Raw genomic sequence first — 26001 nt, forward strand, 5'->3', positions numbered from 1 at the left:
GGTCATGGCGGGGGAAGGCTCGGTGGGGGACATAGCGGGGGACATAGCAGCGGATACAGCGAAAGGGAAGCGGCGTGAGCAAGACGGTCGAGCAGCGTGGACTGTGGTTCGAGGAATACGAGATCGGCACCATCTACGCCCACCGTCCCGGGCGCACCATCACCGAAGCGGACAACGTGCTGTTCACCACGCTGACCATGAACACTCAATCGCTGCATCTGGATGCGGCGTGGGCCGCCCAGCAACCGGGCTTCCGCGGTGAGCGCCTGGTGAATTCGATGTTCACCCTCTCCACGCTGGTGGGCCTGTCGGTGGCGCAGCTGACGCTGGGCACCATCGTGGCCAACCTGGGCTTCTCGGAGGTGTCGTTCCCCAAGCCGGTCTTTCACGGCGACACGCTGTACGCCGAGACCGTCTGCACCGACAAGCGGGAGTCCAAGAGTCGCCCCGGCGAGGGCATCGTGACGCTGGAGCACATCGGGCGTAACCAGCACGGCGACATCGTCGCCCGCGCGGTCCGTACCACGCTGGTGCGCAAGCGGCCCGCGGAGGACGCGCGATGAACAGCGTCGGACCGGCCTGGTTGTTCTGCCCCGCGGATCGCCCGGAGCGCTACGGCAAAGCGGCCGCGGTCGCCGACGTGGTGATCCTGGACCTGGAAGACGGTGTGGCCGCAGCGGATCGGCCCGCCGCACGCGAGGCGCTGCGCAGCACGCCGCTGGATCCGGAGCGGACCGTGGTGCGGGTGAACCCCGCCGGAACCGAGGATCAGGCCCGTGACTTGGAGGCCCTGGCCGACACCGCCTACACCACGGTGATGCTGGCCAAGACCGAATCCGCCGCACAGGTCGCCGCGCTGGCGCCCCGGGAGGTGGTGGCGCTGATCGAGACCCCACGCGGCGCGGTGTTCTGCGCCGAGATCGCCGCCGCGGAGCAGTGCGTCGCGATGATGTGGGGCGCCGAGGATCTGGTCGCCGCCATGGGTGGCGGTTCCAGCCGCCACGCCGACGGCCGGTATCGCGACGTGGCCCGCCACGTGCGCTCGAGTGTCCTGTTGGCGGCGTCGACTTTCGGCCGGGCCGCTTTGGACGCGGTCTATCTCAACATCGGCGACCTCGACGGCCTCCGAGCCGAAGCGCTCGATGGCGCCGCGGTCGGATTCGCTGCTACGGTGTGCATCCACCCGAGCCAGATCGCGGTGGTCCGCGACGCCTATCGGCCCGCCCCGGAACGGGTGGACTGGGCGCGCAGGGTGCTCGCCGCGGCGCAGACCGAACGTGGGGTGTTCGCGTTCGAAGGACAGATGGTCGACTCCCCAGTGCTACGGCACGCCGAAGCCATTCTGCGGCGAGCGGATTGACGCACCAGGAGGACTGACAGCGCATGCGCATCACCCAGATCATCGAGACACCGGTGCGCCTGCGTGGCGAGGTCGCCAACGCCTTAGTGGATTTCTCCCGGCACACGGTCTCATTGGTTGCGGTGGTCAGCGACCAGATCCGCGACGGGAAGCCGGTGACCGGCGTCGCGTTCAACTCGATCGGCCGATTCGCCCAGAGCGGCATCCTGGCCGACCGGATGATCCCGCGAGTGCTGCGCGCGCAGCCCGACTCACTGCTCGACGACGCCGGCCGGATCGATCCCGCGCGGGTGCTGGGCGCTGCGCTGGCCGACGAGAAGCCCGGCGGGCATGGCGACCGGGCCGGCGCCGCGGCCGCACTGGAGCTGGCGTGCTGGGACCTCAACGCCAAACTCGCCGACGAGCCCGCCTACCGCACCATCGCTGACTACTTTCACCGCGACGCCGTCAGGACCGCCGTCCCGGTGTATGCCGCCGGCGGTTACTACTACCCGGGCGACGACACGAAAGCCGCCCTGGACCGGCTGCGCAGCGAGATCCGCGGCTATCTCGATCTGGGCTACGACGCGGTCAAGATGAAGATCGGCGGCGCCTCGACGAGCGAGGACCTGGCCCGCATCGAGACCGTGATCGACATCGTCGGCAGCGGGGCCCGCGTCGCCGTCGACGCCAATGGCAGGTTCGACGAGGCTGCCGCGGTGCAGTGGGCGCAGGTGCTGAGCCCCTATGGACTGCGCTGGTACGAAGAGCCGGGCGACCCACTCGACTTCGCCCTCAATGCCGCGGTGATCGCGGCCTACGACGGCGCCATCGCCACCGGCGAGAACCTGTTCTCGGTGCGCGATGCCACCAACCTGGTTCGCTACGCCGGCATGCGGCCGGGCAGCGACATCTTCCAGATGGATGCCGGGCTCAGCTACGGGCTGACCGAATACGCCCGGATGATCGAGATGCTGGAGCGGCACGGGTTTGACCGGCGCTTCGCCTTCCCGCACGGCGGGCATCTGATCAATCTGCACATCGTGGTCGCGCTGGGCCTGGGCGGCTGCGAGTCCTATCCCGGAGTGTTCGCTCCGTTCGGTGGTTACGCACCCGGTTGTGTGCTGGCCGAGGGAACCATCGCGCCCACCGACGCAGCGGGATTCGGGCTGGAGTGCAAGCCCGACCTGGCCGCGGTGATCGCCGACCTGGTGGGATGAACAGATGAAGATCGCGATCATCGGCTGCGGCGCTATGGGTTCCATCTATGCCGCCCGATTGGCTGCGGCCGGAAACGACGTGCTGGCCATCGACCGGTCGAGTGCGCACATCGACGCCATCGCCGCCAACGGCCTGCGGATCAGCGGACCGCAGCCAGACCAGGTGGTTCCCATGCGCGCGGCCACCACGGCGCCGGCCGAGCCGATGGATCTGGTGGTGCTGGCGGTCAAGGCCGCCGACGTGGCCACCGGGGCCGAGCAGGCACTGCCGCTGCTCGGCGAGGACACGCCGGTGTTGACCATTCAGAACGGACTCGGGTCGGCCGACGTCGTTGCCGACATCGTCGGCGGGGCGCGGGTGGCGGTGGGTATCGCCAGTGGATTCGGAGCCTCGCGTCCCGCCCCGGGGCATGTGCACCACAACGCGATGCGTGCAGTCCGGTTCGGCGCCTATGCGGCGCTGCCGTTTTCGACCGTCGAGCAGATCGCTCAAGTGTGGTCGGCGGCGGGATTCGACGCCGCCGCGGTTGCCGACATCGCAGCGATGCAGTGGGAGAAGTTGATCTGCAACGCGGCCTACAGTGCGCCGTGTGCGCTGACCGGTATGACGGTGGGCCAGGTCATGGACGACGCGGATATGGGACCGGTCAGCCGAGCCACCGCAACCGAGGCCTGGATGGTGGCCCGCGCCGCCGGAATCGGTATCGACGTCGCAGACCCGGTGGAACATGTCCGGGCTTTCGGTGCGCAGATGCCCAACGCCAAACCGTCTGCGCTGTTGGATCATCTGGCCCGTCGAGTCAGCGAGATCGACGTCATCAACGGTGCCGTGGTGCGCACGGCCGCGCAGGTGGGCGAGCAGGCCCCCGTGAACGCCACGCTGACAGCACTGGTCAAAGCGGTTGAACGCCAGTGGAAAACCTCGTAGGGCTGTTCTCACAAGACACCGTTGACTAATTACGTTACGTAATGTAACTGTTTAGAGGGTGAGCTGCCGACAGCGAACGCCACAGTGAGTCAGACCCCGGCCGGTCGCGGACGCCCACGCGATCCGCGCACCGAACAGGCCATCACCGAAGCCGCCCGCCGGCTGCTGGCCCGCGACGGCTACGACCAGGTGTCCATCGAGGCGATCGCCCGCGAAGCAGACGTCAGCCGCCCCACCGTCTACCGACGCTGGCCGTCGAAGACCCATCTGGTGTTCGACGCGGTCTTCGGTGCCGCCGAGGCCGGTGACGTGCTGGGCAGCTCCGGAGACTTCGAAGCAGACCTGCGCCACTTCGTGGCCGGCGTGTTCGAGTTCTGGCGCGCACCGGACGTGGCTGCCGCAGCATTGGGCATCCTGGCCGATCGCCACCGGGATCCTGAGCTGTTCATCCGCACCCAACAGCTGCTCGACGAAACGACCCGCACCGCGTTCGGTGAGCTGGTCCGCGCCGGCATCGACCAAGGCGTGCTCGATGCCGACATCGATATCGAGATCGCCTATGACGCCCTGGTCGGCACCAGCTTCTACGTCACCCAAGTGCTGGCCACCGACACCGTCGAGGCCGCCGCCGACAGGCTGTGCTCCCTGCTGCTGCAGGGGATGAGAAAGAGGGAGAACCGCGATGAGTGACGAGTTGTCGGATGCGTTCGGCGACCTGCTCGACGAGGTCCGTGCCGTCGAGCAGCGTCTGCTTAGCGCCGATCCGCCGCTGGAGGAGGCCGACATCCTCGACGGCTACCGATGGGCGTTGAGCCTGCTGCGCGTCGCCTCGGAGGCCTACATCTGGGGCGATGCGGACAAGCCGATCCTGGTCGACGTGATCGGCCCGTACCTGAAATGGGGCGGGGACAACTCCGATGCCTTCTACCAACTGGCGCCGATCGACCCGAGTCGCAGCTACCGGGTCACCGGCAACCGCGGCGGTGCGGTCTATCTGTCCATGACCGTCTACGGTGGCCCCGATGACGGGCGCTACAGCGACCGCATCATCGACACCATCAACGATCGCGACCTGGCTCCGGACGACGACGGCAACTTCGAGTTCATCATCAGTGCGCAAGAGCAGCAGGGCAACTGGCTCAAACTGGAGCCCGACGCCGTATTCATCCTGACCCGCGACTACTTCACCGACCCCGACACCGATCGGCGCGTGCGGTGGAACATCGAGGCACTCGACGACACTCCGCGGCGGCCCGACAGCCGGGCTGACCTGAGCCGACGGATGCGCGCGGCGCGTACCTGGATTCGAGAGCAGGCCGCCATGGCGCCGGTGCGGTTGCCGGCGAACGTCCTGCAGGAGCCGTATCCCGTGCCGAGTCGCACCGTGGGATGGGCTGCCGGCGATGCCGCCTACGCGATGGGCGCCTACGACCTGCAACCCGGACAGGCGCTGGTCATCGAAGGGACCTCACCGCCGTGTGTGTTCTGGAATCTGTGCCTGTGGAATCCGTTCCTGCACACCTACGACTACACCCGCGAGCGCGTCACGATCAACGGCGCCCACGTCGCCTACGCACCCGACGGGTCCTGGCAGATCGTGATCAGCGAAACCGATCCCGGACACCCGAACTGGGTGTCCACGGCGGGCCGGTCGAAAGGTCTGATCTGGCTGCGCTGGTTCCTGCCCGAGGCCACCCCAGCCCCCCTGAGCTGTCGGGTCACCGACGTCGCCGAGATCGCCTCATGAGCGCCGCCACGCGCCCGGGTCCGATCCGACTCGACGACCTTGCCGACCCGGTCTTTCCCGAGGCCGCCGGCCCGATGCGCGCCGGCCTGGCCGGCTACGGCGCCGGACTGCAACTCTCACCGGCGGTCCTGCTGCAGGCCGCGACCGAACGGACCGGCCTGGACAACTGGGGAGACAGCGGATTCCGCGACCGTCTCGACGTGCTGTGCGAGTCGCTGGTCGCCGAAGCCGACCTGTCCGGCGTCGGCCGGGCGATGGTCTTCGAACAACTGGTAGGCCACCTGGTGAATCGACTTCGGCTGGAAGATCTGATCGCGGCGAACCCCGAGATCGAGAGCGTCGAGATCGAACGCCCGATCATCATCTGCGGGCTGCCGCGCACCGGCACCACCCACCTGCACAACCTGATCGCCGCAGACCCGGCACTGCGCTACCTGCCCTACTGGGAGAGCATGGAGCCGATTGCCACTCCGGGAGAACCCGACCCGCAGGCCAGGCGAGAGCGCTGCGCCGTGGGCCTGGATCTGATCAACACCTCGATGCCCGAGTTCAAACGCATGCACGACATGACCGTCGACCATGCGCACGAAGAGATCCAGCTGCTGGGCAATGACATCTCCGGAATGCTTTTCGAATGTAGTTACTACGTACCCACATTCGCGCAGCACTACAAGACACACGATCAGAGCCCGTCGTACGCGTATATGAAGCGCACCCTGCAGGCGCTGCAATGGCTGCGCGGCGGAACCCGATGGGTGCTCAAGTCGCCCCAGCATCTGGAGCAGTTCCCCGCGCTGTATGCCACCTTCCCCGACGCCACCTTCGTTGTCACCCACCGCGACCCGGTCGAGGTGACGCGCTCGATGGCGACCATGATCAGCTACGCCGCACGCATGGCATGCGATCGTCCCGATCCGGTGAAGATCTCGAAGTACTGGCTGGACCGGGCCGACGACCTGCTCACCGGCTGCCTGCGTGACCGCGACGTGCTACCGGCAGCCCAGTCCGTCGACGTGCGGTTCGAGGACTTCATGGCCGACGAGGACGCCACCGTGGCCGCCATCTACGAGCTCGCGGGTCAGCCCCTGGATGCCCGGGCCACCGAAGCGATGGCGCAGTTCTGCGTCGATCACCCCCGCGGGCGCTACGGCGCGGTCGACTACCAGCCGGCCGATCTGGGGCTGGATGCCGACGAGATCGCTACTCGCCTGGGCGACTACCGAAGGCGATTCGTCGACGATGCCTAAAGTCTCTTACCTCGGGTGACGCCCTCGCCGTAGCCTGGCGAACATGATTCCGTTGGGGCCGCCGCCCCAGTCGCCGGTCGCCAAACGTCGCCGTCGGGGCGGACCGCGCGGGCCGGTGTTCCTCGGCGCCAACATCGTGGTGCTGGGCTGGCTGGCCGTCGCGGTCGCGCTGCTGGTCGCCCACAACGTCCTGGCCCACCCGGTCTGGCTGCCGGTTCACGCGCTGCTGCTCGGGGCGGCCACCAACGCGATCGTGATCTGGTCGGGACACTTCACCACCACGCTGTGCCGGGTACCCGACCCGCCGCAGTGGCATCTGGTGGCCAAGCTGTCCCTGCTCAACCTCGCCGTGATCGCGACCCTGGCCGGAGTGGCCTTCGACGCCGCGGCGCTGACCGGACTGGGCGGCACCGCTGTGGCCGCGGTGGCCGTCGCCCACGGTGCCGATTTGATCGCGATGAAGAAGTCGGCCTTATCGGCGCGCTTCGACTACCTGGTCGGCTTCTACCTGGCCGCTGTGGCGGCGCTGCTGGCCGGATCGGCGGCGGGTGCTGCCATGGCGTTCGGGGAGGCCCGGTGGTATGCGCGCCTGTGGACCACCCACGTGCACGTGATGCTCTACGGGTGGATCGGGCTGACCGTGGTGGGAACCTTATTCACCCTGTGGCCCACCACAATCCGGGAGAAGATCAGTGAACGCAGCTTCGCGATGGCCAAACGCGCGCTGCCGACGCTGGCGGTGGGCCTGTCGGTCGCGGTGGCCGGTCAACTCACCGACAGCTGGTGGCTGACCGCGGCGGGACTGCTGGGGTATGCGGCCGGCGTCGGGCTGTCCATCGCGGGGCTGTGGCCAGGACGCAGCTTCACCGGTCCCGCGGCCTGGATGCTGGTCGGGGCGACGGCCTGGCTGGGTGTCGCCGTGATGATCGAGACGATCCGGCTGATCGCAGCCCGCTCCACCGACGTGCTTCCGGCATTCGTCGAGAACACCCTGCTGCCGCTGCTGGCAGTCGGTTTCGTCGCCCAGATCCTGCTGGGCGCCTTGAGTCAGCTGCTGCCGATCCTGGTGGCCAACGGTCCGCCCGTGCGCAAAGCCGTCATCGGCTATCTGGACCAGGGCTGGCAGGCGCGGGTGTGCGCGATCAACATCGCCGTACCGCTGGTCGCCGGACCGTGGCGAGCACCGCTGCCATTGATCGGCTGGGTGCTGGCCGCGGTGGCGGTCGCCGGCTTCGTCCTGCTGGCCCTGAGGCTCGCGTTGCCCGTGGCACTGCGCGGACCGCTCGATGTCGACAAGATCGTGCCGCATTCCCGGGCGGTCACCGGGGCGGTGGCCGTCGCTGCGGTGGCCGCGGTTTCGGCGGCGCTGGGGCTCGGGATCGGCGACCCCGCGCCGTCTGGTGCCGTTACCTCGGCCGAGGCCCACACCGTAGACGTCACGCTGAAAGACATGCGGTTCAGTCCGGATGTGATCACCGTGCCGGCTGGAACGCGACTTGTCCTGCGCGTCACCAACATCGACGGGTTGCCGCACGACTTGCACGTCGACACCGGCGAGCGCACCCCGCGGTTGAGCCGCGGCCAGAGCGCCGTGCTGGATCTCGGTGTGGTGCACCAGGACCGGGAAGCGTGGTGTGACGTCCCCGGTCACCGGGCGGCCGGAATGACTATGGCGATCCGCGCCCTCGGTGGCGTCCCGCGGCATGCGCACACCGGTGGGGGACGCGGTGGCCTGCCCGCGCCGACTGTTTTGGACCTGGCCGCCGATCCGTCCCCGGGCTGGGCGCCGCGCGATGCGGTGCTGGCACCGGCGACCCCGGGCATGCATCGGGTGGAACTACGCGCCGTCGACCGGGAACTGGAGATCGCGCCCGGCCGCCGCGAGGTCCGCTGGACCTTCGGCGGCGTCGAGCCGGCGCCGACCCTGCACGGCCGGGTCGGGGACACCTTCGAGATCACGCTCATCAACGACGCGACCATGGGGCATGGCATCGACTTTCACGCCGGAGCACTCGCCCCGGACCAGCCGATGCGCACCTTGGCGCCGGGGGAGCGGCTGGTCTACCGGTTCACGGCGCAACGGGCCGGCGCCTGGCTCTATCACTGCAGCACCCCGCCCATGGCGTTGCACATCGCCAACGGCATGTACGGGGCGGTGATCGTCGATCCGCCCGGGTTGCCCGCAGTGGACCGGGAATATGCCTTGGTCGGTGCTCAGCTCTACGCCAACGCGCCGGATTCCGAGGCCCAAACCACGGCCATCCGCGCCGGCGCGCCCGACGGGTGGATGTTCAATGGGACTGCGGCTCAGTACATGCACTTCCCACTGCCGGCGCGCACCGGCGAACGGGTGCGCATCTGGGTGGTCAACGCCGGCCCGGGCGATTCGATCGCGTTCCATGTCGTCGGGTCGCAGTTCGACACCGTCTACAAAGAGGGCGCCTGGCTGCTGCGGCCCAGTGAGCCCGGGGGATCGCAAGCCCTCGACCTGGCGCCCGCTCAGGGCGGCTTCGTTGAGCTCACGTTCCCCGAACCGGGTCACTACCCGTTCATGGATCACGACATGCGGCACGCCGAGAACGGGGCGCACGGCATCTTCGAGGTCACCGGCTGACGGCCCGACACGGTGCGTCCCGCGGTGCGGATGACCTGGGCGATCGATGTTCGCTGGCATAATGGGATCAGCGTCACAAGGAGGCTCGCATGGGCCAGCTACCAGGCATTACCGGTCCACAGGTCGCCCTGGAGCCTGTGCAGCTGATCGGGCCGGACGGGGCGCCCACCGCCGAGAGTCGCTACAGCAGGGACCTGCCCGAGGAAACCCTCTGTTGGCTCTATGAGCAGATGGTGCTCACCCGCGAACTCGACACCGAACTGGTCAACCTGCAACGCCAGGGCGAGCTTGCGCTCTACGCGTCGTGTCGCGGCCAGGAGGCCGCCCAAGTCGGCGCCGCCGCGTGCCTGCGCAAGACCGACTGGCTGTTCCCGCAGTACCGCGAGCTGGGAGTGTTCGTCACCCGGGGAATCCCGCCGGCCCATGTCGCGGCCGCCTGGCGTGGAACATGGAACGGCGGACTGGAATTCACCGAGAAGAACTGTGCGCCGATCTCGGTTCCGATCGGCACCCAGACGCTGCACGCCGTGGGAGCGGCGATGGCCGCCCAACGACTGTCCGAGGATTCCGTCACGGTCGCGTTCACCGGCGACGGCGCCACCAGCGAGGGCGACGTACACGAAGCCCTCAACTTCGCCGCCGTGTTCAACGCCCCCTGCGTGTTCTACGTGCAGAACAATCAATGGGCCATCTCCGTGCCACTGAGCAGGCAGACGGCCGCTGTCTCGCTGGCGCACAAGGCGATCGGCTACGGCATGCCGGGAATCCGGGTGGACGGCAATGATCCGCTGGCCTGTTATGCGGTGATGGCTGAAGCCGCCGAGCGGGCACGACACGGTGACGGCCCCACCCTGATCGAGGCCGTCACCTACCGGCTCGGCCCCCACACCACCTCTGATGATCCGACCCGCTACCGCAGCAGCGCCGAAGTCGACCAGTGGGCCGCACTCGACCCGATCCCGCGCTACCGCACCTACCTGCGCACTATCGGCATCTGGTCGCAGCGCTTGGAGGACCGGGCCGACTCTCGGGCCCAGCGCATGCGCACCGAGCTGAGAGAAGCCACCGTCGGGGCCGCCGATGCCGACATCGACGAGGTGTTCACCACGGTCTTTGCCGACATCACCCCGGAACTGCAGCAGCAGCGCGCCGCGCTGCGCGCCGAATTGGGCAGGGGGCGCTGATGACCCAGATCCTGGAACCGCCCACCCGCTCGGCCACCCCCGCCGCGGCGACCGGATCCACCACCGGAACCGAAGAGCTGACCATGGTGGCGGCGCTCAACCGGGCGCTGCGTGACGCGATGGATGCCGATCCGAAGGTGCTGGTGTTCGGCACCGACGTCGGCGTGCAGGGCGGGGTATTCCGGGTGACCGAGGGCCTGGCCGAATCCTTCGGCGATCAACGGTGTTTCGACACACCACTGGCTGAATCGGCGGTGATCGGCATCGCCGTCGGATTGGCGATTCGGGGCTTCGTGCCGGTACCGGAGATCCAATTCGACGGCTTCAGCTACCCGGCACTGGACCAGATGGTCAGCCACCTGGCCAAGTACCGGACCCGGACCCGCGGCGCGGTGTCGATGCCGGTCACGGTGCGCATTCCCTCCTTCGGTGGAATCGGTGCGGCCGAGCATCATTCGGAATCCACCGAAACCTATTGGGCGCACACCGCCGGGCTGAAGGTGGTGGTGCCCGCAGACCCGTCGGACGCCTACTGGCTGCTGCGCCACGCGATCGCCGCCCCCGACCCGGTGGTGTTCCTGGAACCCAAGCGGCGATACTGGGCCCGCGGACCGGTCGACACCGAACACCCCGCGCCGGGCATCGGGTGTGCTGCCGTACGCCGGGCCGGTACCGACGTCACGGTGCTCACCTACGGCGGTGGCGTGGCCACCGCGATGTCGGCGGCCGACATCGCCGCGCAACACCACGGGTGGAGCCTGGAGGTGGTCGACCTGCGCTCGCTGGTCCCGCTGGACTTCGACACCGTGGCAGCCTCGGTCCGGCGCACCGGGCGATGCGTGGTACTGCATGAGGGCCCCCGCAACCTGGGCTACGGCGCCGAACTGGCGGCCCGCATCTCCGAGGAACTGTTCTACGAGCTGGAGGCACCGGTGTTGCGCGCCAGCGGATTCGACACCCCGTATCCACCGGCCCGGCTGGAACGACTGTGGCTGCCCGGCCCCGACCGGTTGCTGGACTGCGTGCAGCGCGTCATGGAGGCGCCGTGAGGGACGCACCATGAGCACCGAGACGGTCCAGACCTTCACCGTCCCCGATCTCGGGGAGGGGCTCGAAGAGGTGACGGTGACCAGCTGGAACGTCGCCGTCGGCGACCTGATCGACCTCAACGCGCCGCTGTGCTCGGTGGAGACCGCCAAAGCCGAGGTGGAGATCCCCAGCCCCTATGCCGGCCGGGTGGTCGAACTGGGCGGCGCGGTGGGAGACGTCCTCGCGGTCGGGGCACCGTTGGTGCGCATCGACACCGGCACACCGGCCGAGCAGCCGGAGGCGCCCACCGGGCGCGCGCCGGTATTGGTCGGCTACGGCGCCGACGACACCTTCGACACCAGCCGCCGCACCTGCACGTCCACCACCGGGCGGCCCAAAGCCAAGCCGGCCGCCCGCAAACTCGCCGCTGAGTTGGGTGTGGACTTGAGCCGCGTGCCGCCCGGACCGCGCGGTGTGATCACCCCCGACGGCGTGCGAGCCGCTGCCGGCCAGCCGGCTCCCGAGGAGGAACTCCGTCGGCCCAGCCCGGTACAGGCGGCCATGGCCGAGCGGATGGCACTGTCGCGCAGCAAGATTCCCGACGCGCACGGCAGTGTGGTCGTCGACGGCGCCAACCTGCTGCAGCTGCGGGACCGGCTGGTCGAGGCGGGTGGTGCGACGATCACCCCGTTCGTGCTGATCCTGCGTCTGGTGGTCATCGCCCTGACCCGCCACCCGGTGCTGAACGCCACTTGGGTCGAAGCACCGGAGGGCCCGCTGATCCGCACCCATCACGGCGTGCATCTGGGCTTCGGGGTGGCCGCGCCCCGCGGCCTGCTGGTGCCGGTGGTCTTCGATGCGCACCGCAAGACCACGCGCGAACTCGCCGACACCGTCGCCCGGCTGATCGCCGGGGCCCGGGCCGGCACACTCACACCGGCCGAGCTGCAGGGGTCGACGTTCACCGTCTCCAACTTCGGGGCGCTGGGCCTCGACGACGGGGTGCCGGTGATCAACTACCCCGAGGCCGCCATCTTGGGCATCGGATCGCTGAAACCACGGCCGGTGGCGGTGGGCGAGGCCGTGGTGGTGCGTCCGCAGGTGACGCTGACGTGCGCGTTCGACCATCGCGTAGCCGACGGCGCGCAGGCCGCTGAATTCCTGTGCACGCTGCGCGATCTGATCGAACAACCGGAGACCGCGCTGTTGGATCTCTAGTCGGGCGCTGCTATCTGCGCTGTGCCGCGGCCAGCCGGGCAGCGAACTCCGGCGACTCGACGCTGGCTGCCTGGGGACCCAGCTCGGTCTGCTTGGCGAACTCGTGTTGGTCACCCTCGGCCGCACCGGGACTGGCGGTGGCGCGCATCGTCGCCTTGGTCGCCAAGACCACCTGCCGGGGGGCCGATGCCGGCCCGGCAGCCAGCGCCAACGCTGCGGCCACCGGGTCGTCGGCGGTCTGCAGGGCCAAGCCGTGCCGGACCGCGGCCTCGGCGTCAAAACGCATACCGAACAACAGCGCGGCCCGAGCCACCTGAGGCCCCACCGCCCGGTGCAGCATCCAGGTGGCGCCGCCGCCGGGATGCAGACCCAGCTGCTGGAACCGGGCGTCGAAGAGCGCCGCCGGACCGGCGATCCGCACGTCGGCGGCCAGCGCCAAGTTCAGGCCCGCGCCCACCGCCGCACCGTTGACCGCCGCGATGGTGGGCAACGTGCACTGGGCGATCGCCATGAAACCGTCGTAGAGCGCCAACAGCCCGTCCTCGGTCGCCACACCGAGAGCCGACAGGTCAGCTCCGGCGCAGAACGCCCGGCCCGCACCGGTGACCACCAGCGCGTGCACGCCGGGGTCGGCCTCGGCCCGCTCGACGGCGGCCCGCAGCTGCTCGGACATGGCGCCCGTGACGGCGTTACGCCGGTCTGGGTCATTGACAGTGACCAGCGCTACGCGGTCGGTGACGTCGTATAAGACGAGGTCGGGGCGTGTCATTGGAGACGGTGCTGGGGCGCGCTACCGGTCAGGCGATGAAGGCGACGGCAACTGCGGTTGCCGCCACCAGTCCGATCATGAAGAAGGTGAAAAGCATGATCGTACGTTCGTGGCTCATTGGCTACCTTTCCTGAGTTCCCCGGTATCTTCGCCGTTCGACGACACAAAGTCGACTTCGGGGTCGATTTCTAGCGCTTCGCCCCGGCTGACGCGCCCCCGGCAGGACTCGAACCTGCGACCACAAGATTAGAAGTCATGTGCTCTATCCACCTGAGCTACGGAGGCAATGCGGGTCCAGTTTATCCGCTGGTAGAGGTCGATCCGCGCCGACCGAGCAAAGCCGCCCGACCGCGGGACCCAGGCGGCGTTCCCAGCTTCGGCTCTTCTTCGTCGAGCCTCGCTGAAACGCGGTACCCAGGCGGCGTTCCCAGCTTCGGCTCTCCTTCGTCGAGCCTCGCTGAAACGCCGGTTTCCAATTCAACCGGCCAACACAGTATTTCGATATGCCGGCGGGCCTCCGGATCTGCGCCAATCGACACCCGTCGCCAGGGGTCAACAACTAGCGTTGAATGGTGCTCGTGACGTCTGTGAATCAGGAGTGGTGTGTGGTGAGCGCCTCGGTGCGCCGAGCAGGGCGAGGCAGGGCTGCAGAGTCGGGAGCTCGGCGTGGGTGACCTGGTGGACGCCGACGGAATGCCCACCGAGCTCGGTCCTCTCGACTACCTGTTGCACCGCGGCGAGGCCAATCCGCGTACCCGCTCAGGAATCATGGGCCTGGAATTGCTCGACACCACCCCAGACTGGGACCGCTTCCGGGGCCTGTTCGAGAACGTCTCACGCAAAGTCCTGCGGCTGCGCCAGAAGGTCGTGGTGCCCACGCTGCCGACGGCTGCGCCACGCTGGGTGGTAGACCCCGACTTCAATCTCGATTTTCACGTCCGGCGGATCCGGGTGCCCGAGCCCGGGGGGCTGCGCGAGGTGCTCGATCTGGCCGAGGTGGCCCTGCAGTCCCCGATGGACATCCAGCGCCCGCTGTGGTCGGCGACGCTGGTCGAAGGGCTGGCCGACGGGCGCGCCGCCACCCTGATGCATCTGAGCCATGCCGTCACCGACGGTGTCGGAGGCGCCGCGATGTTCGGCCGGATCTATGACCTGGAACGCAACCCCCCGGCGCGGTCGATGCCGCCGCAACCGGTACCGCAGGACCTGTCGGCCAACGACCTGATGCGTGAAGGCATCAACCACCTGCCGATCGCGATGCTCGGAGGCGCCCGCGATGCCTTGATGGGGGCGCTGTCGGTGGCGACCCGCACCGTGCGGGATCCGTTGTCGGCGGTCACCGGCGCCATCACCTACGCCCGATCCGGTGCGCGCGTCATGAGCCAGGCCGCCGAGCCCTCGCCGCTGCTGCGTCGGCGCAGCCTGGCCAGCCGCACCGAGGCGATCGACGTTCGGCTGTCGGACCTGCACCGGGCCGCCAAGGCCGGCGGTGGATCCATCAACGACGCCTACCTGGCTGCCCTGTCCGGTGCACTGGGGCGCTATCACCGGGCGCTGGGGGTGCCGATCGCCACCCTGCCGATGGCGATCCCGGTGAACCTGCGCGCCGATGCCGATCCCGCCGGCGGCAATCGCTTCACCGGGGTGAACCTGGCCGCCCCGGTCGGAGTCGCCGACCCGGTGGAGCGGATGAAACGGATTCGGGCGCAGATGACCCAACGTCGTGAAGAGCCGGCGATGGACGTCCTGGGCTCCGTCGCGCCGCTGGTGAGCGTCTTTCCGTCCCCGATTCTGGAGAAGATGACCGAGTCGGTGGTCAGCGCCGACGTGCAGGCCAGCAACGTGGCGTTCTATCCCGGCGAAACCTACATCGCGGGCGCGAAGGTGCTGCGGCACTACGGGATCGGCCCGTTGCCGGGAGTCGCGATGATGGTGGTGCTGATCTCCCGGGGCGGCGAGTGCACCATCACAGTCCGCTACGACCGCGCGGCGCTGCGCGACGAGAAACTGTTCACCACCTGCCTGGTAGAGGGCTTCGACGAAGTGCTGGCGCTCGCCGGTGATCCCGCGCCGCGCTGCGTGCCGGCCTCCTTCGGCTCCGGGGGCAAGTCATGACCGACGACGCGAAGTCACGCGACATGCGGCTGCCCGGAACGGTGGCCGAGATCGCCGCCAGCCCGCCCGGACCCAAGATCGGCGCATTCTTCGATCTCGACGGCACCCTGGTGGCCGGCTTCACCGCCGTCATCCTCACCCGGGAGCGTTTCCGCAGCCGGGACATGGGGATGGGGGAGTTGTTCGGCATGATCCTGGCCGGGCTCAACCATCAGCTCGGCCGTATCGAATTCGAGGAGCTGATCAAGACGGCGTCGTCGGCGCTGCGGGGCCGTTCGCTCAGTGACCTCGACGAGATCGGCGAGCGGCTGTTCGTCCAGAAGATCGCCAAGCGCATCTACCCCGAGATGCGTGCAGTGGTGCGGGCCCACCAGGCGCGCGGCCACACCGTGGTGCTGAGTTCTTCCGCGCTGACCATTCAGGTCGAACCGGTGGCCCGCTACCTGGGCATCACCAACACGCTCACCAATGCCTTCGTCACCGACGAGAACGGTGTGCTCACCGGAGAGGTGGTCGAACCGATCCTGTGGGGGCCGGGCAAGGCGGCCGCGGTGCAGAAGTTCGCCGCCGAACACGACATCGACCTCCAGGACAGCTACTTCTACGCCGACGGCGATGAAGACGTCGCGCTGATGCATCTGGTCGGCAATCCGCGACCGACCAACCCCGAGGGCAAGATGGCCTCGGTCGCCCGCAAGCGCGGCTGGCCGATCCTGCGATTCAGCAGCCGTGGCAGCGGCGTCGTCGGCCAGCTGCGGAACCTGGCCGGCCTCAGCTCGATCGTGCCGGTGGGCGCCGGCGCCATCGGGCTGGGCCTGCTCAGCGGCAGCCGCCGCCGGGGCGTCAACTTCTTCACCGCGCTGTTCCCACAGGTGCTGTTGGGCCTCAACGGCGTGCAGCTCAACGTGATCGGCAAAGAGAATCTCACCGCCGCCCGGCCGGCGGTGTTCATCTTCAATCACCGCAACCAGGTCGATCCGGTGATCACCGCGTCGCTGGTGCGGGACAACTGGGTCAGCGTCGGCAAGCGTGAACTGGAGCGAGATCCGATCGCCGGCCCGCTGGGAAAGCTGACCGAGATGGTGTTCATCGACCGGGACGACGCGGCAGCGGCTGTGGAGTCCCTCAAGCAGGTCGAAGATCGCGTCAAGCGGGGTTTGTCGGTGGTGATCGCGCCCGAGGGAACGCGGGTGGACACCACCGGGGTGGGCCCGTTCAAGAAGGGCCCGTTCCGGCTGGCAATGGCGGCCGGGATTCCGATCGTGCCGGTCATCATCCGCAACGCTGAGGTGGTCGCGGCCCGCGACTCCATGAGTGCCCACCCCGGCACCGTGGACGTCGCGGTCTTCCCGCCGATCTCGGTCGAGGACTGGACGGTAGACACGCTGCCGGAGCGGATCGAGGAGGTCCGCCAGCTGTACCTGGACACCCTGGCCGACTGGCCCGTCGACGAGCTGCCTGCCTGGTCGCCCAAGCCGGCCGCTCCGGCCAAGAAGACTCCGGCAAAGAAGACTCAGGCAAAGAAGTCACCGGCCAAGAAGGCGCCCGCGAAGAAAGCGGCGGCCAAGAAGACTCCGGCTAAAAAAGCTGCGGCCAAGAAGGCGGTCGCCAAGAAAGCCCCGGCCAAGAAGGCTCCCGCCGCGCAGCCGACGGACCTGAAGGGAGAGCAGTGACGACATCACCGGCCACCGGCCCCTCGGGGTCGACGGCAACTGCCGGAACGCTGGTCTTGGCCTATGTGTCGTCGCCGCTGGAGGCCGACCTCATTCACGAGTGGCTGGAACGGTTCCGGGAGGGTCGGCGCGGCGAAGCCGTCGAACTGCTGGAGATCGACCCGTCGCAGCGCTCACCCGGGGTGATGGCCCGGTTGGTCGGGCACCTCGAACGCGACGAGCAGCGGTCGATCCTGCCGGTCCGGGTCTTTTGGATGCCCCGGGCCGAAGCCTCCGCCGTGAAGCGGGTGGCGGCCCTGCTGCCCGGCCGCAATCCCTATCGGCCCAGCGAACGCCAACAGCGTCAGATCCTGCGTACCGAGCCGTCGCTGGCCCGGGTGGTGGCCGGCGAGCCGGCCAGTGTGGCCGACCTGCGCAGCCAGTGGAGTGAGCGCACCGCCGGTGAAAACCCCCGGGACTTTGCGCATTTCGTCACGCGCCGTGCCGTGCTGGCGCTGGAGCGCGCCGAGAACCGGATCCTGGGCCCGCAGTACAAGTCACCGCGGCTGGTGAAACCGGAGATCTTGGCGTCCGCCCGATTCCGCGAGGGCCTGGAAGCCATTCCGGGCGCCACGGTCGACGAGGCCGGCAAGATGCTCGACGAGCTGTCCACCGGCTGGAGTCGCGTCTCGGTCGACTTGGTCGCCGTCTTGACCCGGCTGCTCAGCCGCGGCTTCGACCCCGAGATCGACTACGACGAGTATCAGGTCGCCGCGTTGCGCACCGCACTGGAGAACCATCCCGCGGTGCTGTTGTTCTCCCACCGGTCCTACATCGACGGCGCGGTCATGCCGGTGGCGATGCAGGAGAATCGGCTGCCGCCGGTCCATGTTTTCGCCGGTATCAATCTGTCGTTCGGATTGATGGGGCCGTTGCTGCGCCGCGCCGGGGTCATCTTCATCCGCCGCAGCATCGGCAACAACCCGCTCTACAAGTACGTGCTCAAGGAGTACGTCGGCTATGTGATGGAGAAACGGTTCAACTTGAGCTGGTCCATCGAGGGCACCCGGTCACGCACCGGCAAAATGCTGCCCCCCAAGCTCGGGCTGATGACCTACGTCGCGGACGCCTACCTGGACGGACGCACCGAAGATGTTCTCCTGCAGGGTGTTTCGATCAGCTTCGACCAGCTGCACGAGACCGACGAGTATGCCGCATACGCCCGAGGCGGGGAGAAGACGCCGGAGGGCATCCGCTGGCTCTACCGCTTCATCAAAGCCCAGGGCGAACGCAACTACGGCAAGATCCACGTGCGTTTCCCCGAAGCCGTATCCATGCGCCAGTACCTCGGTCCCCCCGACAGTCCGGCGGCGACCGACCCGGACGCCAAGCGGCTGGCCATGCAGAAGATGGCCATCGAGGTGGCCTGGCGAATCCAGCGGGTCACCCCGATCAGCGCGACCGGTCTGGTGTCGGCGTTGCTGCTGACCACGCACGGGCTGGCGTTGACCCTCGACCAGATCCACCATTCGCTGCAGGCCGGTCTGGACTACCTGGAACGCAAGCAGACCCCGATCTCCACCAGCGCGTTGCGGCTGCGCACCCGTGACGGGGTACGCGCCGCGGTGGATGCGATGTCCAACGGGCATCCGGTCACCCGCGTCGACGGCGGGCGAGAGGCGGTGTGGCGGATCGCCCCCGAAGACGAGCACGCCGCGTCGTTCTACCGCAACTCGGTGATCCACGCCTTCCTGGAGACCTCGATCGTCGAACTGGCGCTGGCCCACGCCCGCCGCGGCGAAGGGGATCGGCTGGACGCGTTCTGGATGCAGGCGATGCGACTGCGCGACCTGCTCAAGTTCGACTTCTACTTCGCCGACTCCGCGTCATTCCGCGACAACCTTGCCGAGGAGATGTCCTGGTTCGGTGACTGGCAGGCCCGGGTCGCCGCGGGTGGCGCTGAGATCGACGGCATTCTCTCCGAAAAAACGCCGGTGACCTCCGATGTCATGCTGCGGGTGTTCTTCGAGTCCTACGCGATCATCGCCGACGTGCTGTGCGACGCACCGGCCGACATCGGTGAGCACGAGCTGACGCAGTTGGCGCTGGGCGTCGGGCGCCAGTACGTGGCACAGGGACGCGTTCGCAGCAGTGAGTCGGTGTCCACCCTGCTGTTCGCGACCGCATGCCAGGTGGTCGCCGACCAGGGCCTGCTGGAACCCGCGCCGGATCTCACGGAACGCCGCAAGGCATTCCGGGCGGAACTGCGAAGGATCCTGCAGGACTCCGATCACATCGCCCGCATCGCCCGCGAGGCGTTTGCCGCCCGGGACATGGAGGTGCGACGGCATTGGCGGGGATTGACCAGGTAGCGGGGCAGGCCGCGCCGTCACCCGCCTGGTATGCGCCGCGGCGGGCGCGCACCATACGCTTGGAGCCATGACTTCGGCGACCCGCAGCCGCACGGCGATCCTGGTTCCGATGTTGGCCGGATTGGCGGTTTTGGCGGGGTGCGTCGCCGCCGGAATCGGGGCGCTGTCGTTGGCCGATGCCCTCACCGCGACCGGCCTGCCCGACCCCGGGCCCGTGACCACGCTGGGTCTGCCGTTTGTGCGGGCGGCCGGCGAAATGGCCGCAGTGCTGGCGGTGGGATCTTTTCTGCTCGCGGCGTTTCTGGTCCCGCCGCAGTCCAGCGGCGTACTCGACGCCGCCGGCTACCGTGCGCTGCGGTTGGGCACGGTGGCCTCGGGAACGTGGGCGGTGTGTGCCGCACTGCTGGTTCCGCTGACGATCTCCGATGTCTCGGGTCACCCGTTGTCGGAGTTCTTGGACCCGGCGACGGCCTGGTCGTTTGCCGGACTGGTTGACACCGCGTCGGCCTGGCGGTGGACCGCACTGCTGGCCGCGCTGGTGACTCTGGCGAGTCTGCCCGTGCTGCGCTGGGCCTGGACACCTGCGCTGCTGGCGGGTTCGCTGCTGACCCTGATCCCATTGGGACTGTCCGGGCATTCGGCCGCGGGCGGGTCACACGACCTGGCCACCAACAGCCTGCTCATCCACCTGGTCGCCGCCGGCCTGTGGGCGGGCGGACTGCTGGCACTGCTGGTCCACGCGATTCGCGGCGGGGAGCACGCCGACCTGGCAGCACGGCGCTTCTCCACCGTGGCGCTGTGGTGCTTCGTGGCGATGGGCCTGTCGGGAGTGCTCAACGCGCTGGTTCGGTTGACCCCTGCCGAGCTGCTGACCACCGCGTATGGCCAGCTGGTGGTGGCCAAGTTCGTCGCGTTGTGCGCGCTCGGCGCCCTGGGTGCCGGCCAGCGTCGCCGCGGGGTGGCCCTGCTGCAGGACGACCCGGACAGGCGAGCTCCGCTGATTCGGCTGGCGCTGACCGAGGCCGTCGTCTTCGCGCTCACCTTCGGCGTCGCGGTGGGGTTGGGCCGGACCCCGCCGCCCCCGCCTGCGGACCTCAACCCGTCGGTCCCGATGGTCAAGATCGGCTACGACTTCGCCGGGCCGCCGACGGTGGCGCGCATCCTGTTCGACTGGCGATTCGACGTGGTGTTCGGGACCGCTGCGATAGTCCTGGCCGGTGTGTATCTGGCTGGGGTGCTGCGGCTGCGCCGCCGCGGTGACGCGTGGCCCGCTGGGCGCACGACCGCCTGGATGCTGGGCTGCCTGACCCTGCTGTTCGCCACCTCGTCGGGAACCGGTCGCTACATGCCGGCGATGTTCAGCATGCACATGGCCGTGCACATGCTGCTGTCGATGCTGGTGCCGATCCTGCTGGTCCTGGGCGGGCCGACCACGCTGGCCCTGCGGGCGCTGCCGGTCGCCGGTCGCGGCGAACCGCCGGGGATGCGGGAATGGCTGCTGGCCGCGCTGCACAGCCGGGTCTCGCGGTTCTTCACCAATCCGATCATCGCGGCGATCATCTTCGTCGTCGGGTTTTACGGGCTGTATTTCAGCAGCCTGTTCGACTCGATCGTCGGCAGTCACGCCGGCCACCTCGCGATGAACATCCACTTCATCCTCAGCGGCTACCTCTTCTATTGGGTTGTGATCGGCGTGGACCCCACCCCCCGGCCCATCTCGCCGCTGGCCAAGCTGGCGGTGGTGTTCGCCTCGCTACCGCTGCACGGCTTCTTCGGGGTCTTCCTGATGGGGATGCACAAGGTGCTCGGGGAGTGGTTCTACGGTGCGCTGAACCTGCCCTGGCACACCGACCTGGCCGGCGACCAGCACCTGGGCGGCGGCATCACCTGGTCGGCAGGCGAGTTGCCGCTGCTCATGGTGATGATTGCGCTGCTGGTGCAATGGCATCGCAGCGACCGGCGTACCGCCAAGCGACTCGACCGCGCCGCTGATCGCGATGAAGACGCCGAACTGGCCGCCTACAACGCGATGCTGGCCCAGATGTCCCGCCGCGACGGCGCCTAGGTCATCTGGCCGGCTGCGGCAAGCACCGCCGCGCGCACCTGGTCGGCGACGGACCGTGCCGAGGAGGTGTCGAGTTTGCCGTCCAGGTGCAGGAAGGCCAGGCCGTGCACCAGGCCCCACACGGCGATGGCCGTTGCCTCCGGGTCGGCCGCGGGAAAAACCTCCTGGACCATCGAGTGCAGGCAGTCCTGGATCGCCGTCACCGCCGCCGCCCGCTCCGGGTTGGTCGGATCGCACTGCTCGGCGAACATCACCCGGAACAGGCCTGGGCGGTTCACCGCGAACTGGACGTAGGCGACTGCGATGGTGGCGAGATCGTCGGCGGTCTTCGGCGCGGGATGTGCCGAGACCAACTCGGTCGCCAACTCGTGATAGCCCACGGCGGCGATCGCCGACAGCAGCGCGTTGCGGTCGGCGAAGTGCCGGTAGGGCGCGGCGGTCGATACGCCGGCGCGGCGGGCAGTGGCACGCAGCGACAGTTCCGCGGCGCCGTTTTCCTCAAGGAGATCCATAGCGGCGCGCAACAGGGTTCCGGGCAGGTCACCGTGGTGGTAGGCCTTGGCCGACGTTGACATCTGTGACTACCCCGTGTTGACGGCGCTTACATGAGCTCTTAACGTTAGCAGCGTCCGCGTGTAAGCGTCGCTAACATGAGGCGCTCGCCCGGCGTCCACCGAAGGAGACCGTGCAGTGAGCTCACCGCGAACGATCGTGATCACCGGCGCCAGCGACGGCATCGGTGCCGTCGCCACGCGCGCCCTGGCCGGACCGGAGGTCAACCTCGTCGTCACCGGCCGATCGGCCCAGAAATTGGCGCCGGTCGCCGCCGACACCGGTGCCACCGCGCTCACCGCCGATTTCGCCGATCTGAACCAGGTTCGCGCCCTGGCCGAGCAGATCCGCGAACAGGTGGGCCACATCGACGTCCTGCTGAACAATGCGGGTGGCACCTTCGCGCCGAGTCTGCGTACCGCCCAGGATCATGAACCCAACTTCGGGATCAACCATCTCGCCCCGTTCCTGCTGACCAACCTGCTGCGCGATCGGCTGGCCGCAGCCGGTGGCGCTCTGGTGGTCAACACCTCCAGCATCGGCAACCGCCTGGGGCACGTCGACCTCGATGACCTGGACTATCGGCGCCGGCGCGCCTTTGAGGGGCGGGCCTACGGGACGAGCAAGCTGATGAACATCCTGTTCACCCGGGGAATCGCGGCGCGCTGGGCCGACGACAAGATCGTCTCTGCCGCAGTGCATCCCGGTCCGGTCGCCTCAAGTTTCGGTCGCGACTCCTGGTTCGTCGGGCTGCTCTACCGCACTCCGCTGCGTCACCTCGCGACCATCACCCCGGCCAAGGGGGCCACGCCGTTGATCGAACTGGCCAACCGCGGCGCCGACCCGGAGATCAACGGCGTCTACTTCGATCGCCACCGGGCCAACGGCCGGGAGAACCGACAAGCCGGCGACCCCAAGCTCATCGACGGGCTATGGACCGTCTCCGCCGAGCTGGTCGGGCTGGACTGATCGCCACGGCTGGTGGCCGAAGCGGTCGACGTGCACCACGTCTTCGATCGGTGGACGCTGAGTCGGGCCGTATCGCCCGCGAGCCCAGCCGATCGGGATGATGCACACCGGCACCAGCTCGGGCGGCAGCTCCAGAACGCGGCGGGTGCGGCGGACCAACGCCACGGGCAGCGTCTGCAGTGAGGCGCCCAGGCCAACGGCGCGGCACGCCAGGAGAAGGTTCTGCACCGCGGGATAGACCGAACCGTGGAACGCCGAGACGGAGATCTGCGGCCAGCCCACCGGCCGGTGGAGCAGGCTGCGCCGGTAGCAGACCACCACGAGGGTCGGCAGCTCGTGGTAGTGCTCACGTTGCCACTCGGACACCTGCAGCTGGCGTCGCGTCGGCTCGTCGGGGGCAGCGCGCCGGGCGACCCACCCGAACAGCTTGAACATGCGTTGGTAGCTGCGCACCAGGCGTCGCTTCTGCTGCGGGTCGTTGACCACGACAAAGGCCCAGTCCTGGCTGTTCGAGCTGGTCGGAGCCTTCAGTGCGAGCGCCAGCACCTCGCGCAGCACTTCTTCGTCGACGGGGGCGAAGTGCAGCCGGCGGATCGCCCGCTGGGAGCGCATGGCCTCGGCGAGCGGCATGCTCAATCCCGCGAGCGCCTCGACGGTGTCAGGGGGCACGAAGGGGGCGGGGGTTGTGCTCATCGCTTCTCCTCGACGACACGAGATTCGATACTGAATCGGCGCAGGAATTGCGCGCCCACCGGGCGACGGGCGAGCAATGTTAACAGTGCTTACGTCAGCATAGACGGCGACGCCGTCAACCCCGTGTTGGGGCTACTCCCGCCGGCCCGCTTCGACGATCGCCTGCGCCTCCTGCTCGGTGGCCACCGACGGCCCCGATCCCGGCAGTCGTCTGCCGGCCATCTCCGGGGTGAACCACACCGTGACGGCCCCCACGACGCCCGCGCCCATCAGCAGGTACGCCGGTGTCAAGACGTTGCCGGTTCCCGAGACCAGCGCCTCGGAGACCAGGGGCGTGGTGCCGCCGAACAGCGAGACGGAAATGTTGAAGCCGATAGCCACCGCGAAGTAACGCACGGCCGAGGGGAACAGGGCGGGCAGAGTCGACGGTGTGGTGCTGTAGAAGCACAGCAGCGCCAGCGCGATCATCAACACACCGAGCAGGCGCAGCGCATAGCTGCCGCCCTGGCCGATCAACATAAACGCGGGCACGGATCCCACGATCAGCAGACCGCTGCCGGTCCACAGCAGCGGTTTGCGGCCGATGCGGTCCGACAGTCGCGCCAGCGGCACCACGGCGACCAGCATCGCCAGCAGCGCCACCACGATCATCTCCAGTCCGCCGCCATCGCTGATGCCACCGACCTGCTTGAAATACGTCGGCAGGTAGCCGGTGAGCATGTAGTTGGTGACGTTCTCGGCCAGCACCAGACCTACGCAGATCAGTAGTGCCCTGCGCTGCCGTGTCACGGTGCGCTGAAACTGGCCCCAGCCGTGGCCGCGGGCGGGGTCGTGGTTCTCCTTGTTCTTCAGCTCTTCGAAGACCGGCGACTCGTCGATGCGCAACCGCATATACAACGTGACGATTGCCAGCGGGACTCCCAGCAGGAACGGCACGCGCCAGCCCCACCGCAGCATCTCGTCGGCCGGGAGTTGGGACTTCAGCACAGCCACCAGCGCCGCACCCGTGATGTAGCCGCCGAGCGTGCCCAGCGGCAGAAAGCCGGCCAATGCTCCTCGATTGCGGTCGGGGGCATGTTCGCTGATATGGGTCATCGCACCCACGTACTCGCCGCCGGTGGAGAACCCCTGCATCATCCGGGTGACCAGGAGCAGGATCGGCGCCCAGATTCCGATGTCTTCGTAGAGCGGCAGCAGGCCGGTAGCGGTGGTGCCGACGGCCATCAGGGTGATGGTCATGATCAGGACCCGTCTGCGGCCGATCCGGTCACCGAGGGCTCCGAAGACGATGCCGCCGAACGGCCGCACCGCGAAGGCCGCCGCCAACGTCCCGAAGGTGGCGATCAGGCCGACGGCGCTGGAGCTGTCGCCGGGGTAGAAGACCTGCGCGATCGTGGTGGCCAGGAAGCCATAGATGCCGAAGTCGTACCACTCCATGAAATTGCCGATCGCGGTCCCGGCGATCGAACGCTGCATGGCCGCACGGTCGGAGACCCGGATGTCGTCGCGTGCCCACGTGCTGCGGCTCGTGTGATCACCGCTGCCGGACCGGCCTTTGGTACTCACCGCAAGCAACGTATACCAACCGACCACCCACTTCTGGTTGCCGCGGCACGAGCTGCCCGGCGGGTCGGGGCGCCGCGGGGTTATCCCCAATGCGCTGTTCTTCCCCAGGTCCCGCTGCGCGCGAGGGCCGGCCCGGCGTCCTTGTCGGGCCCGCCGGGCCCAATGGGCGCAGCACCGGCGGGCTTGTCCGGCCCGCCGCAACCAGGAAGGAAACACCCCGATGTTCGAGACAACACTGACCGTGATCGGCAACATCGTCAACGACCCGATTCGGCGGCGGGTGGGCGATCATGAGCTCATCAAGTTCCGGCTTGCCAGCAATTCGCGCAAGCGCGCTGCCGATGGCAGCTGGGAGACCGGCAACTCCCTGTTCGTGACCGTCAACTGCTGGGACAGGTTGGTCACCGGAGTGGGAGCGTCGCTGAGCAAAGGCCTGCCGGTGATCGTGGTGGGCCACGTCTTCACCAGTGAGTATGAGGACAAGGACGGGGTTCGCCGCTCGTCGGTGGAGTTGCGGGCGACAGCGGTCGGGCCCGACCTGGCGCGCTGCGCGGCCCGGGTGGAGAAGATCATCGCCGCCGGGCCGGACAGTCCGCCGGTCGTTGCCCGCAGTGACGACGCCGATGGTCCGGACTGCGCGGACGGCGGATCCGACAGCGGCGACGAGCTGTCCGCGATGGCCTTGACGCCCTGACAGCAGCCGACGGTGCTGCGGGACGACC

Annotated in this window: 21 protein-coding genes and 1 tRNA gene; 17 read left to right on the plus strand and 5 right to left on the minus strand. The window is 68.5% G+C overall.

Annotation, left to right across the window (positions count from 1 at the left end; translation table 11 throughout):
• Positions 1 to 74 precede the first annotated feature (74 nt).
• The 11 genes from AWC18_RS17760 (at position 75) to AWC18_RS17810 (ending at position 12526) form a co-directional block, all read left to right on the plus strand.
• Positions 75 to 563, plus strand: coding sequence for a MaoC family dehydratase (locus AWC18_RS17760; protein WP_064998488.1), 489 nt, complete (start codon positions 75 to 77; stop codon positions 561 to 563).
• A complete protein-coding gene (locus AWC18_RS17765) occupies positions 560 to 1360 on the plus strand; it encodes an HpcH/HpaI aldolase/citrate lyase family protein (protein WP_085139600.1) in 801 nt (266 codons plus the stop codon). The genes AWC18_RS17760 and AWC18_RS17765 overlap by 4 nt, the downstream gene beginning before the upstream one ends.
• 23 nt (positions 1361 to 1383) lie before the next feature.
• Positions 1384 to 2559, plus strand: coding sequence for an enolase C-terminal domain-like protein (locus AWC18_RS17770; protein WP_085139601.1), 1176 nt, complete (start codon positions 1384 to 1386; stop codon positions 2557 to 2559).
• Between the two features lie 4 nt (positions 2560 to 2563).
• Positions 2564 to 3487: a ketopantoate reductase family protein gene (locus AWC18_RS17775; RefSeq protein ID WP_085139602.1), complete on the plus strand. Its 924-nt coding sequence runs from the start codon at positions 2564 to 2566 to the stop codon at positions 3485 to 3487.
• A gap of 84 nt (positions 3488 to 3571) precedes the next feature.
• A complete protein-coding gene (locus AWC18_RS17780; RefSeq protein ID WP_234806576.1) occupies positions 3572 to 4177 on the plus strand; it encodes a TetR/AcrR family transcriptional regulator in 606 nt (201 codons plus the stop codon).
• Positions 4170 to 5234 (plus strand): DUF1214 domain-containing protein, encoded by a 1065-nt coding sequence (locus AWC18_RS17785; protein WP_064998493.1) that lies wholly within the window; start codon positions 4170 to 4172, stop codon positions 5232 to 5234. Before AWC18_RS17780 ends, AWC18_RS17785 begins: the two co-directional genes overlap by 8 nt.
• A complete protein-coding gene (locus AWC18_RS17790) occupies positions 5231 to 6481 on the plus strand; it encodes a sulfotransferase family protein (RefSeq protein ID WP_085139604.1) in 1251 nt (416 codons plus the stop codon). Before AWC18_RS17785 ends, AWC18_RS17790 begins: the two co-directional genes overlap by 4 nt.
• Before the next feature lie 43 nt (positions 6482 to 6524).
• Positions 6525 to 9095, plus strand: a complete 2571-nt coding sequence (locus AWC18_RS17795) for a multicopper oxidase domain-containing protein (RefSeq protein WP_085139605.1) — start codon at positions 6525 to 6527, stop codon at positions 9093 to 9095.
• Positions 9096 to 9184: 89 nt separating this feature from the next.
• Complete coding sequence (gene pdhA, locus AWC18_RS17800) at positions 9185 to 10279, plus strand: pyruvate dehydrogenase (acetyl-transferring) E1 component subunit alpha (protein WP_085139606.1); 1095 nt, start codon at positions 9185 to 9187, stop codon at positions 10277 to 10279.
• Positions 10279 to 11328 carry an alpha-ketoacid dehydrogenase subunit beta gene (locus AWC18_RS17805; protein WP_085139607.1) on the plus strand — a complete coding sequence of 350 codons (1050 nt, stop codon included), beginning with the start codon at positions 10279 to 10281 and terminating at the stop codon, positions 11326 to 11328. The genes pdhA and AWC18_RS17805 overlap by 1 nt, the downstream gene beginning before the upstream one ends.
• Before the next feature lie 10 nt (positions 11329 to 11338).
• On the plus strand, positions 11339 to 12526 hold the full coding sequence (locus tag AWC18_RS17810) for a dihydrolipoamide acetyltransferase family protein (RefSeq protein ID WP_085139608.1): 1188 nt from the start codon (positions 11339 to 11341) through the stop codon (positions 12524 to 12526).
• Between the two features lie 10 nt (positions 12527 to 12536).
• Here AWC18_RS17810 and AWC18_RS17815 read toward each other — a convergent pair whose 3' ends face one another.
• Together AWC18_RS17815 and AWC18_RS17820 are read right to left on the minus strand one after the other, a co-directional pair.
• Complete coding sequence (locus AWC18_RS17815; protein WP_064996108.1) at positions 12537 to 13295, minus strand: enoyl-CoA hydratase; 759 nt, start codon at positions 13293 to 13295, stop codon at positions 12537 to 12539.
• 211 nt (positions 13296 to 13506) lie between these two features.
• A tRNA-Arg gene (locus AWC18_RS17820) sits at positions 13507 to 13580 on the minus strand.
• A 408-nt stretch (positions 13581 to 13988) separates the two neighbouring features.
• On the opposite strand from AWC18_RS17820, the gene AWC18_RS17825 reads away from it, so the two are divergent.
• The 4 genes from AWC18_RS17825 to AWC18_RS17840 all read left to right on the plus strand — a co-directional run bounded on the left by AWC18_RS17825 (position 13989) and on the right by AWC18_RS17840 (position 21499).
• Positions 13989 to 15410 carry a wax ester/triacylglycerol synthase family O-acyltransferase gene (locus AWC18_RS17825; RefSeq protein ID WP_085139671.1) on the plus strand — a complete coding sequence of 474 codons (1422 nt, stop codon included), beginning with the start codon at positions 13989 to 13991 and terminating at the stop codon, positions 15408 to 15410.
• The gene (locus AWC18_RS17830; protein WP_085139609.1) at positions 15407 to 17083 is read left to right on the plus strand and encodes an HAD-IB family hydrolase/lysophospholipid acyltransferase family protein; all 1677 of its coding nucleotides are present in this window, start codon (positions 15407 to 15409) and stop codon (positions 17081 to 17083) included. Before AWC18_RS17825 ends, AWC18_RS17830 begins: the two co-directional genes overlap by 4 nt.
• The gene (locus tag AWC18_RS17835; RefSeq protein ID WP_064998208.1) at positions 17080 to 19434 is read left to right on the plus strand and encodes a glycerol-3-phosphate 1-O-acyltransferase; all 2355 of its coding nucleotides are present in this window, start codon (positions 17080 to 17082) and stop codon (positions 19432 to 19434) included. Before AWC18_RS17830 ends, AWC18_RS17835 begins: the two co-directional genes overlap by 4 nt.
• Before the next feature lie 67 nt (positions 19435 to 19501).
• Positions 19502 to 21499, plus strand: a complete 1998-nt coding sequence (locus tag AWC18_RS17840) for a bifunctional copper resistance protein CopD/cytochrome c oxidase assembly protein (protein WP_064998209.1) — start codon at positions 19502 to 19504, stop codon at positions 21497 to 21499.
• On the opposite strand, the gene AWC18_RS17845 is transcribed toward AWC18_RS17840, so the two are convergent.
• Positions 21496 to 22074 (minus strand): TetR/AcrR family transcriptional regulator, encoded by a 579-nt coding sequence (locus tag AWC18_RS17845; RefSeq protein WP_064998210.1) that lies wholly within the window; start codon positions 22072 to 22074, stop codon positions 21496 to 21498. The genes AWC18_RS17840 and AWC18_RS17845 overlap by 4 nt on opposite strands.
• 115 nt (positions 22075 to 22189) lie before the next feature.
• Between AWC18_RS17845 and AWC18_RS17850 the strand changes: the two genes are divergently transcribed.
• Complete coding sequence (locus AWC18_RS17850; RefSeq protein ID WP_064998211.1) at positions 22190 to 23020, plus strand: SDR family NAD(P)-dependent oxidoreductase; 831 nt, start codon at positions 22190 to 22192, stop codon at positions 23018 to 23020.
• Here AWC18_RS17850 and AWC18_RS17855 read toward each other — a convergent pair.
• Together AWC18_RS17855 and AWC18_RS17860 are read right to left on the minus strand one after the other, a co-directional pair.
• Positions 22982 to 23713, minus strand: a complete 732-nt coding sequence (locus AWC18_RS17855) for a nitroreductase family protein (protein WP_064998212.1) — start codon at positions 23711 to 23713, stop codon at positions 22982 to 22984. The two genes, AWC18_RS17850 and AWC18_RS17855, sit on opposite strands and share 39 nt — an antisense overlap.
• Before the next feature lie 132 nt (positions 23714 to 23845).
• Entirely contained in the window at positions 23846 to 25189 is a 1344-nt protein-coding gene (locus AWC18_RS17860) for an MFS transporter (protein WP_064998230.1), read from the minus strand.
• A gap of 310 nt (positions 25190 to 25499) precedes the next feature.
• On the opposite strand from AWC18_RS17860, the gene AWC18_RS17865 reads away from it, so the two are divergent.
• Positions 25500 to 25973: a single-stranded DNA-binding protein gene (locus tag AWC18_RS17865; protein WP_064998213.1), complete on the plus strand. Its 474-nt coding sequence runs from the start codon at positions 25500 to 25502 to the stop codon at positions 25971 to 25973.
• The last annotated feature ends 28 nt before the right edge of the window (positions 25974 to 26001 follow it).

The sequence above is a fragment of the Mycolicibacter nonchromogenicus genome, from assembly GCF_002101775.1.
Taxonomy (GTDB): Bacteria; Actinomycetota; Actinomycetes; order Mycobacteriales; family Mycobacteriaceae; genus Mycobacterium; species Mycobacterium nonchromogenicum.

Excerpts from the sequence above, each read along its gene's own strand:
- AWC18_RS17825 (WP_085139671.1), top strand. The coding sequence starts at position 13,989 with ATGCCCACCGAGCTCGGTCCTCTCGACTACCTGTTGCACCGCGGCGAG.
- AWC18_RS17840 (WP_064998209.1), top strand. The coding sequence starts at position 19,502 with ATGACTTCGGCGACCCGCAGCCGCACGGCGATCCTGGTTCCGATGTTG.
- AWC18_RS17845 (WP_064998210.1), bottom strand. The coding sequence starts at position 22,074 with ATGTCAACGTCGGCCAAGGCCTACCACCACGGTGACCTGCCCGGAACC.
- AWC18_RS17775 (WP_085139602.1), top strand. The coding sequence starts at position 2,564 with ATGAAGATCGCGATCATCGGCTGCGGCGCTATGGGTTCCATCTATGCC.
- AWC18_RS17765 (WP_085139600.1), top strand. The coding sequence starts at position 560 with ATGAACAGCGTCGGACCGGCCTGGTTGTTCTGCCCCGCGGATCGCCCG.
- pdhA (WP_085139606.1), top strand. The coding sequence starts at position 9,185 with ATGGGCCAGCTACCAGGCATTACCGGTCCACAGGTCGCCCTGGAGCCT.
- AWC18_RS17790 (WP_085139604.1), top strand. The coding sequence starts at position 5,231 with ATGAGCGCCGCCACGCGCCCGGGTCCGATCCGACTCGACGACCTTGCC.
- AWC18_RS17785 (WP_064998493.1), top strand. The coding sequence starts at position 4,170 with ATGAGTGACGAGTTGTCGGATGCGTTCGGCGACCTGCTCGACGAGGTC.
- AWC18_RS17830 (WP_085139609.1), top strand. The coding sequence starts at position 15,407 with ATGACCGACGACGCGAAGTCACGCGACATGCGGCTGCCCGGAACGGTG.
- AWC18_RS17865 (WP_064998213.1), top strand. The coding sequence starts at position 25,500 with ATGTTCGAGACAACACTGACCGTGATCGGCAACATCGTCAACGACCCG.
- AWC18_RS17855 (WP_064998212.1), bottom strand. The coding sequence starts at position 23,713 with ATGAGCACAACCCCCGCCCCCTTCGTGCCCCCTGACACCGTCGAGGCG.
- AWC18_RS17770 (WP_085139601.1), top strand. The coding sequence starts at position 1,384 with ATGCGCATCACCCAGATCATCGAGACACCGGTGCGCCTGCGTGGCGAG.
- AWC18_RS17860 (WP_064998230.1), bottom strand. The coding sequence starts at position 25,189 with ATGCAGCGTTCGATCGCCGGGACCGCGATCGGCAATTTCATGGAGTGG.
- AWC18_RS17810 (WP_085139608.1), top strand. The coding sequence starts at position 11,339 with ATGAGCACCGAGACGGTCCAGACCTTCACCGTCCCCGATCTCGGGGAG.
- AWC18_RS17795 (WP_085139605.1), top strand. The coding sequence starts at position 6,525 with ATGATTCCGTTGGGGCCGCCGCCCCAGTCGCCGGTCGCCAAACGTCGC.
- AWC18_RS17815 (WP_064996108.1), bottom strand. The coding sequence starts at position 13,295 with ATGACACGCCCCGACCTCGTCTTATACGACGTCACCGACCGCGTAGCG.
- AWC18_RS17805 (WP_085139607.1), top strand. The coding sequence starts at position 10,279 with ATGACCCAGATCCTGGAACCGCCCACCCGCTCGGCCACCCCCGCCGCG.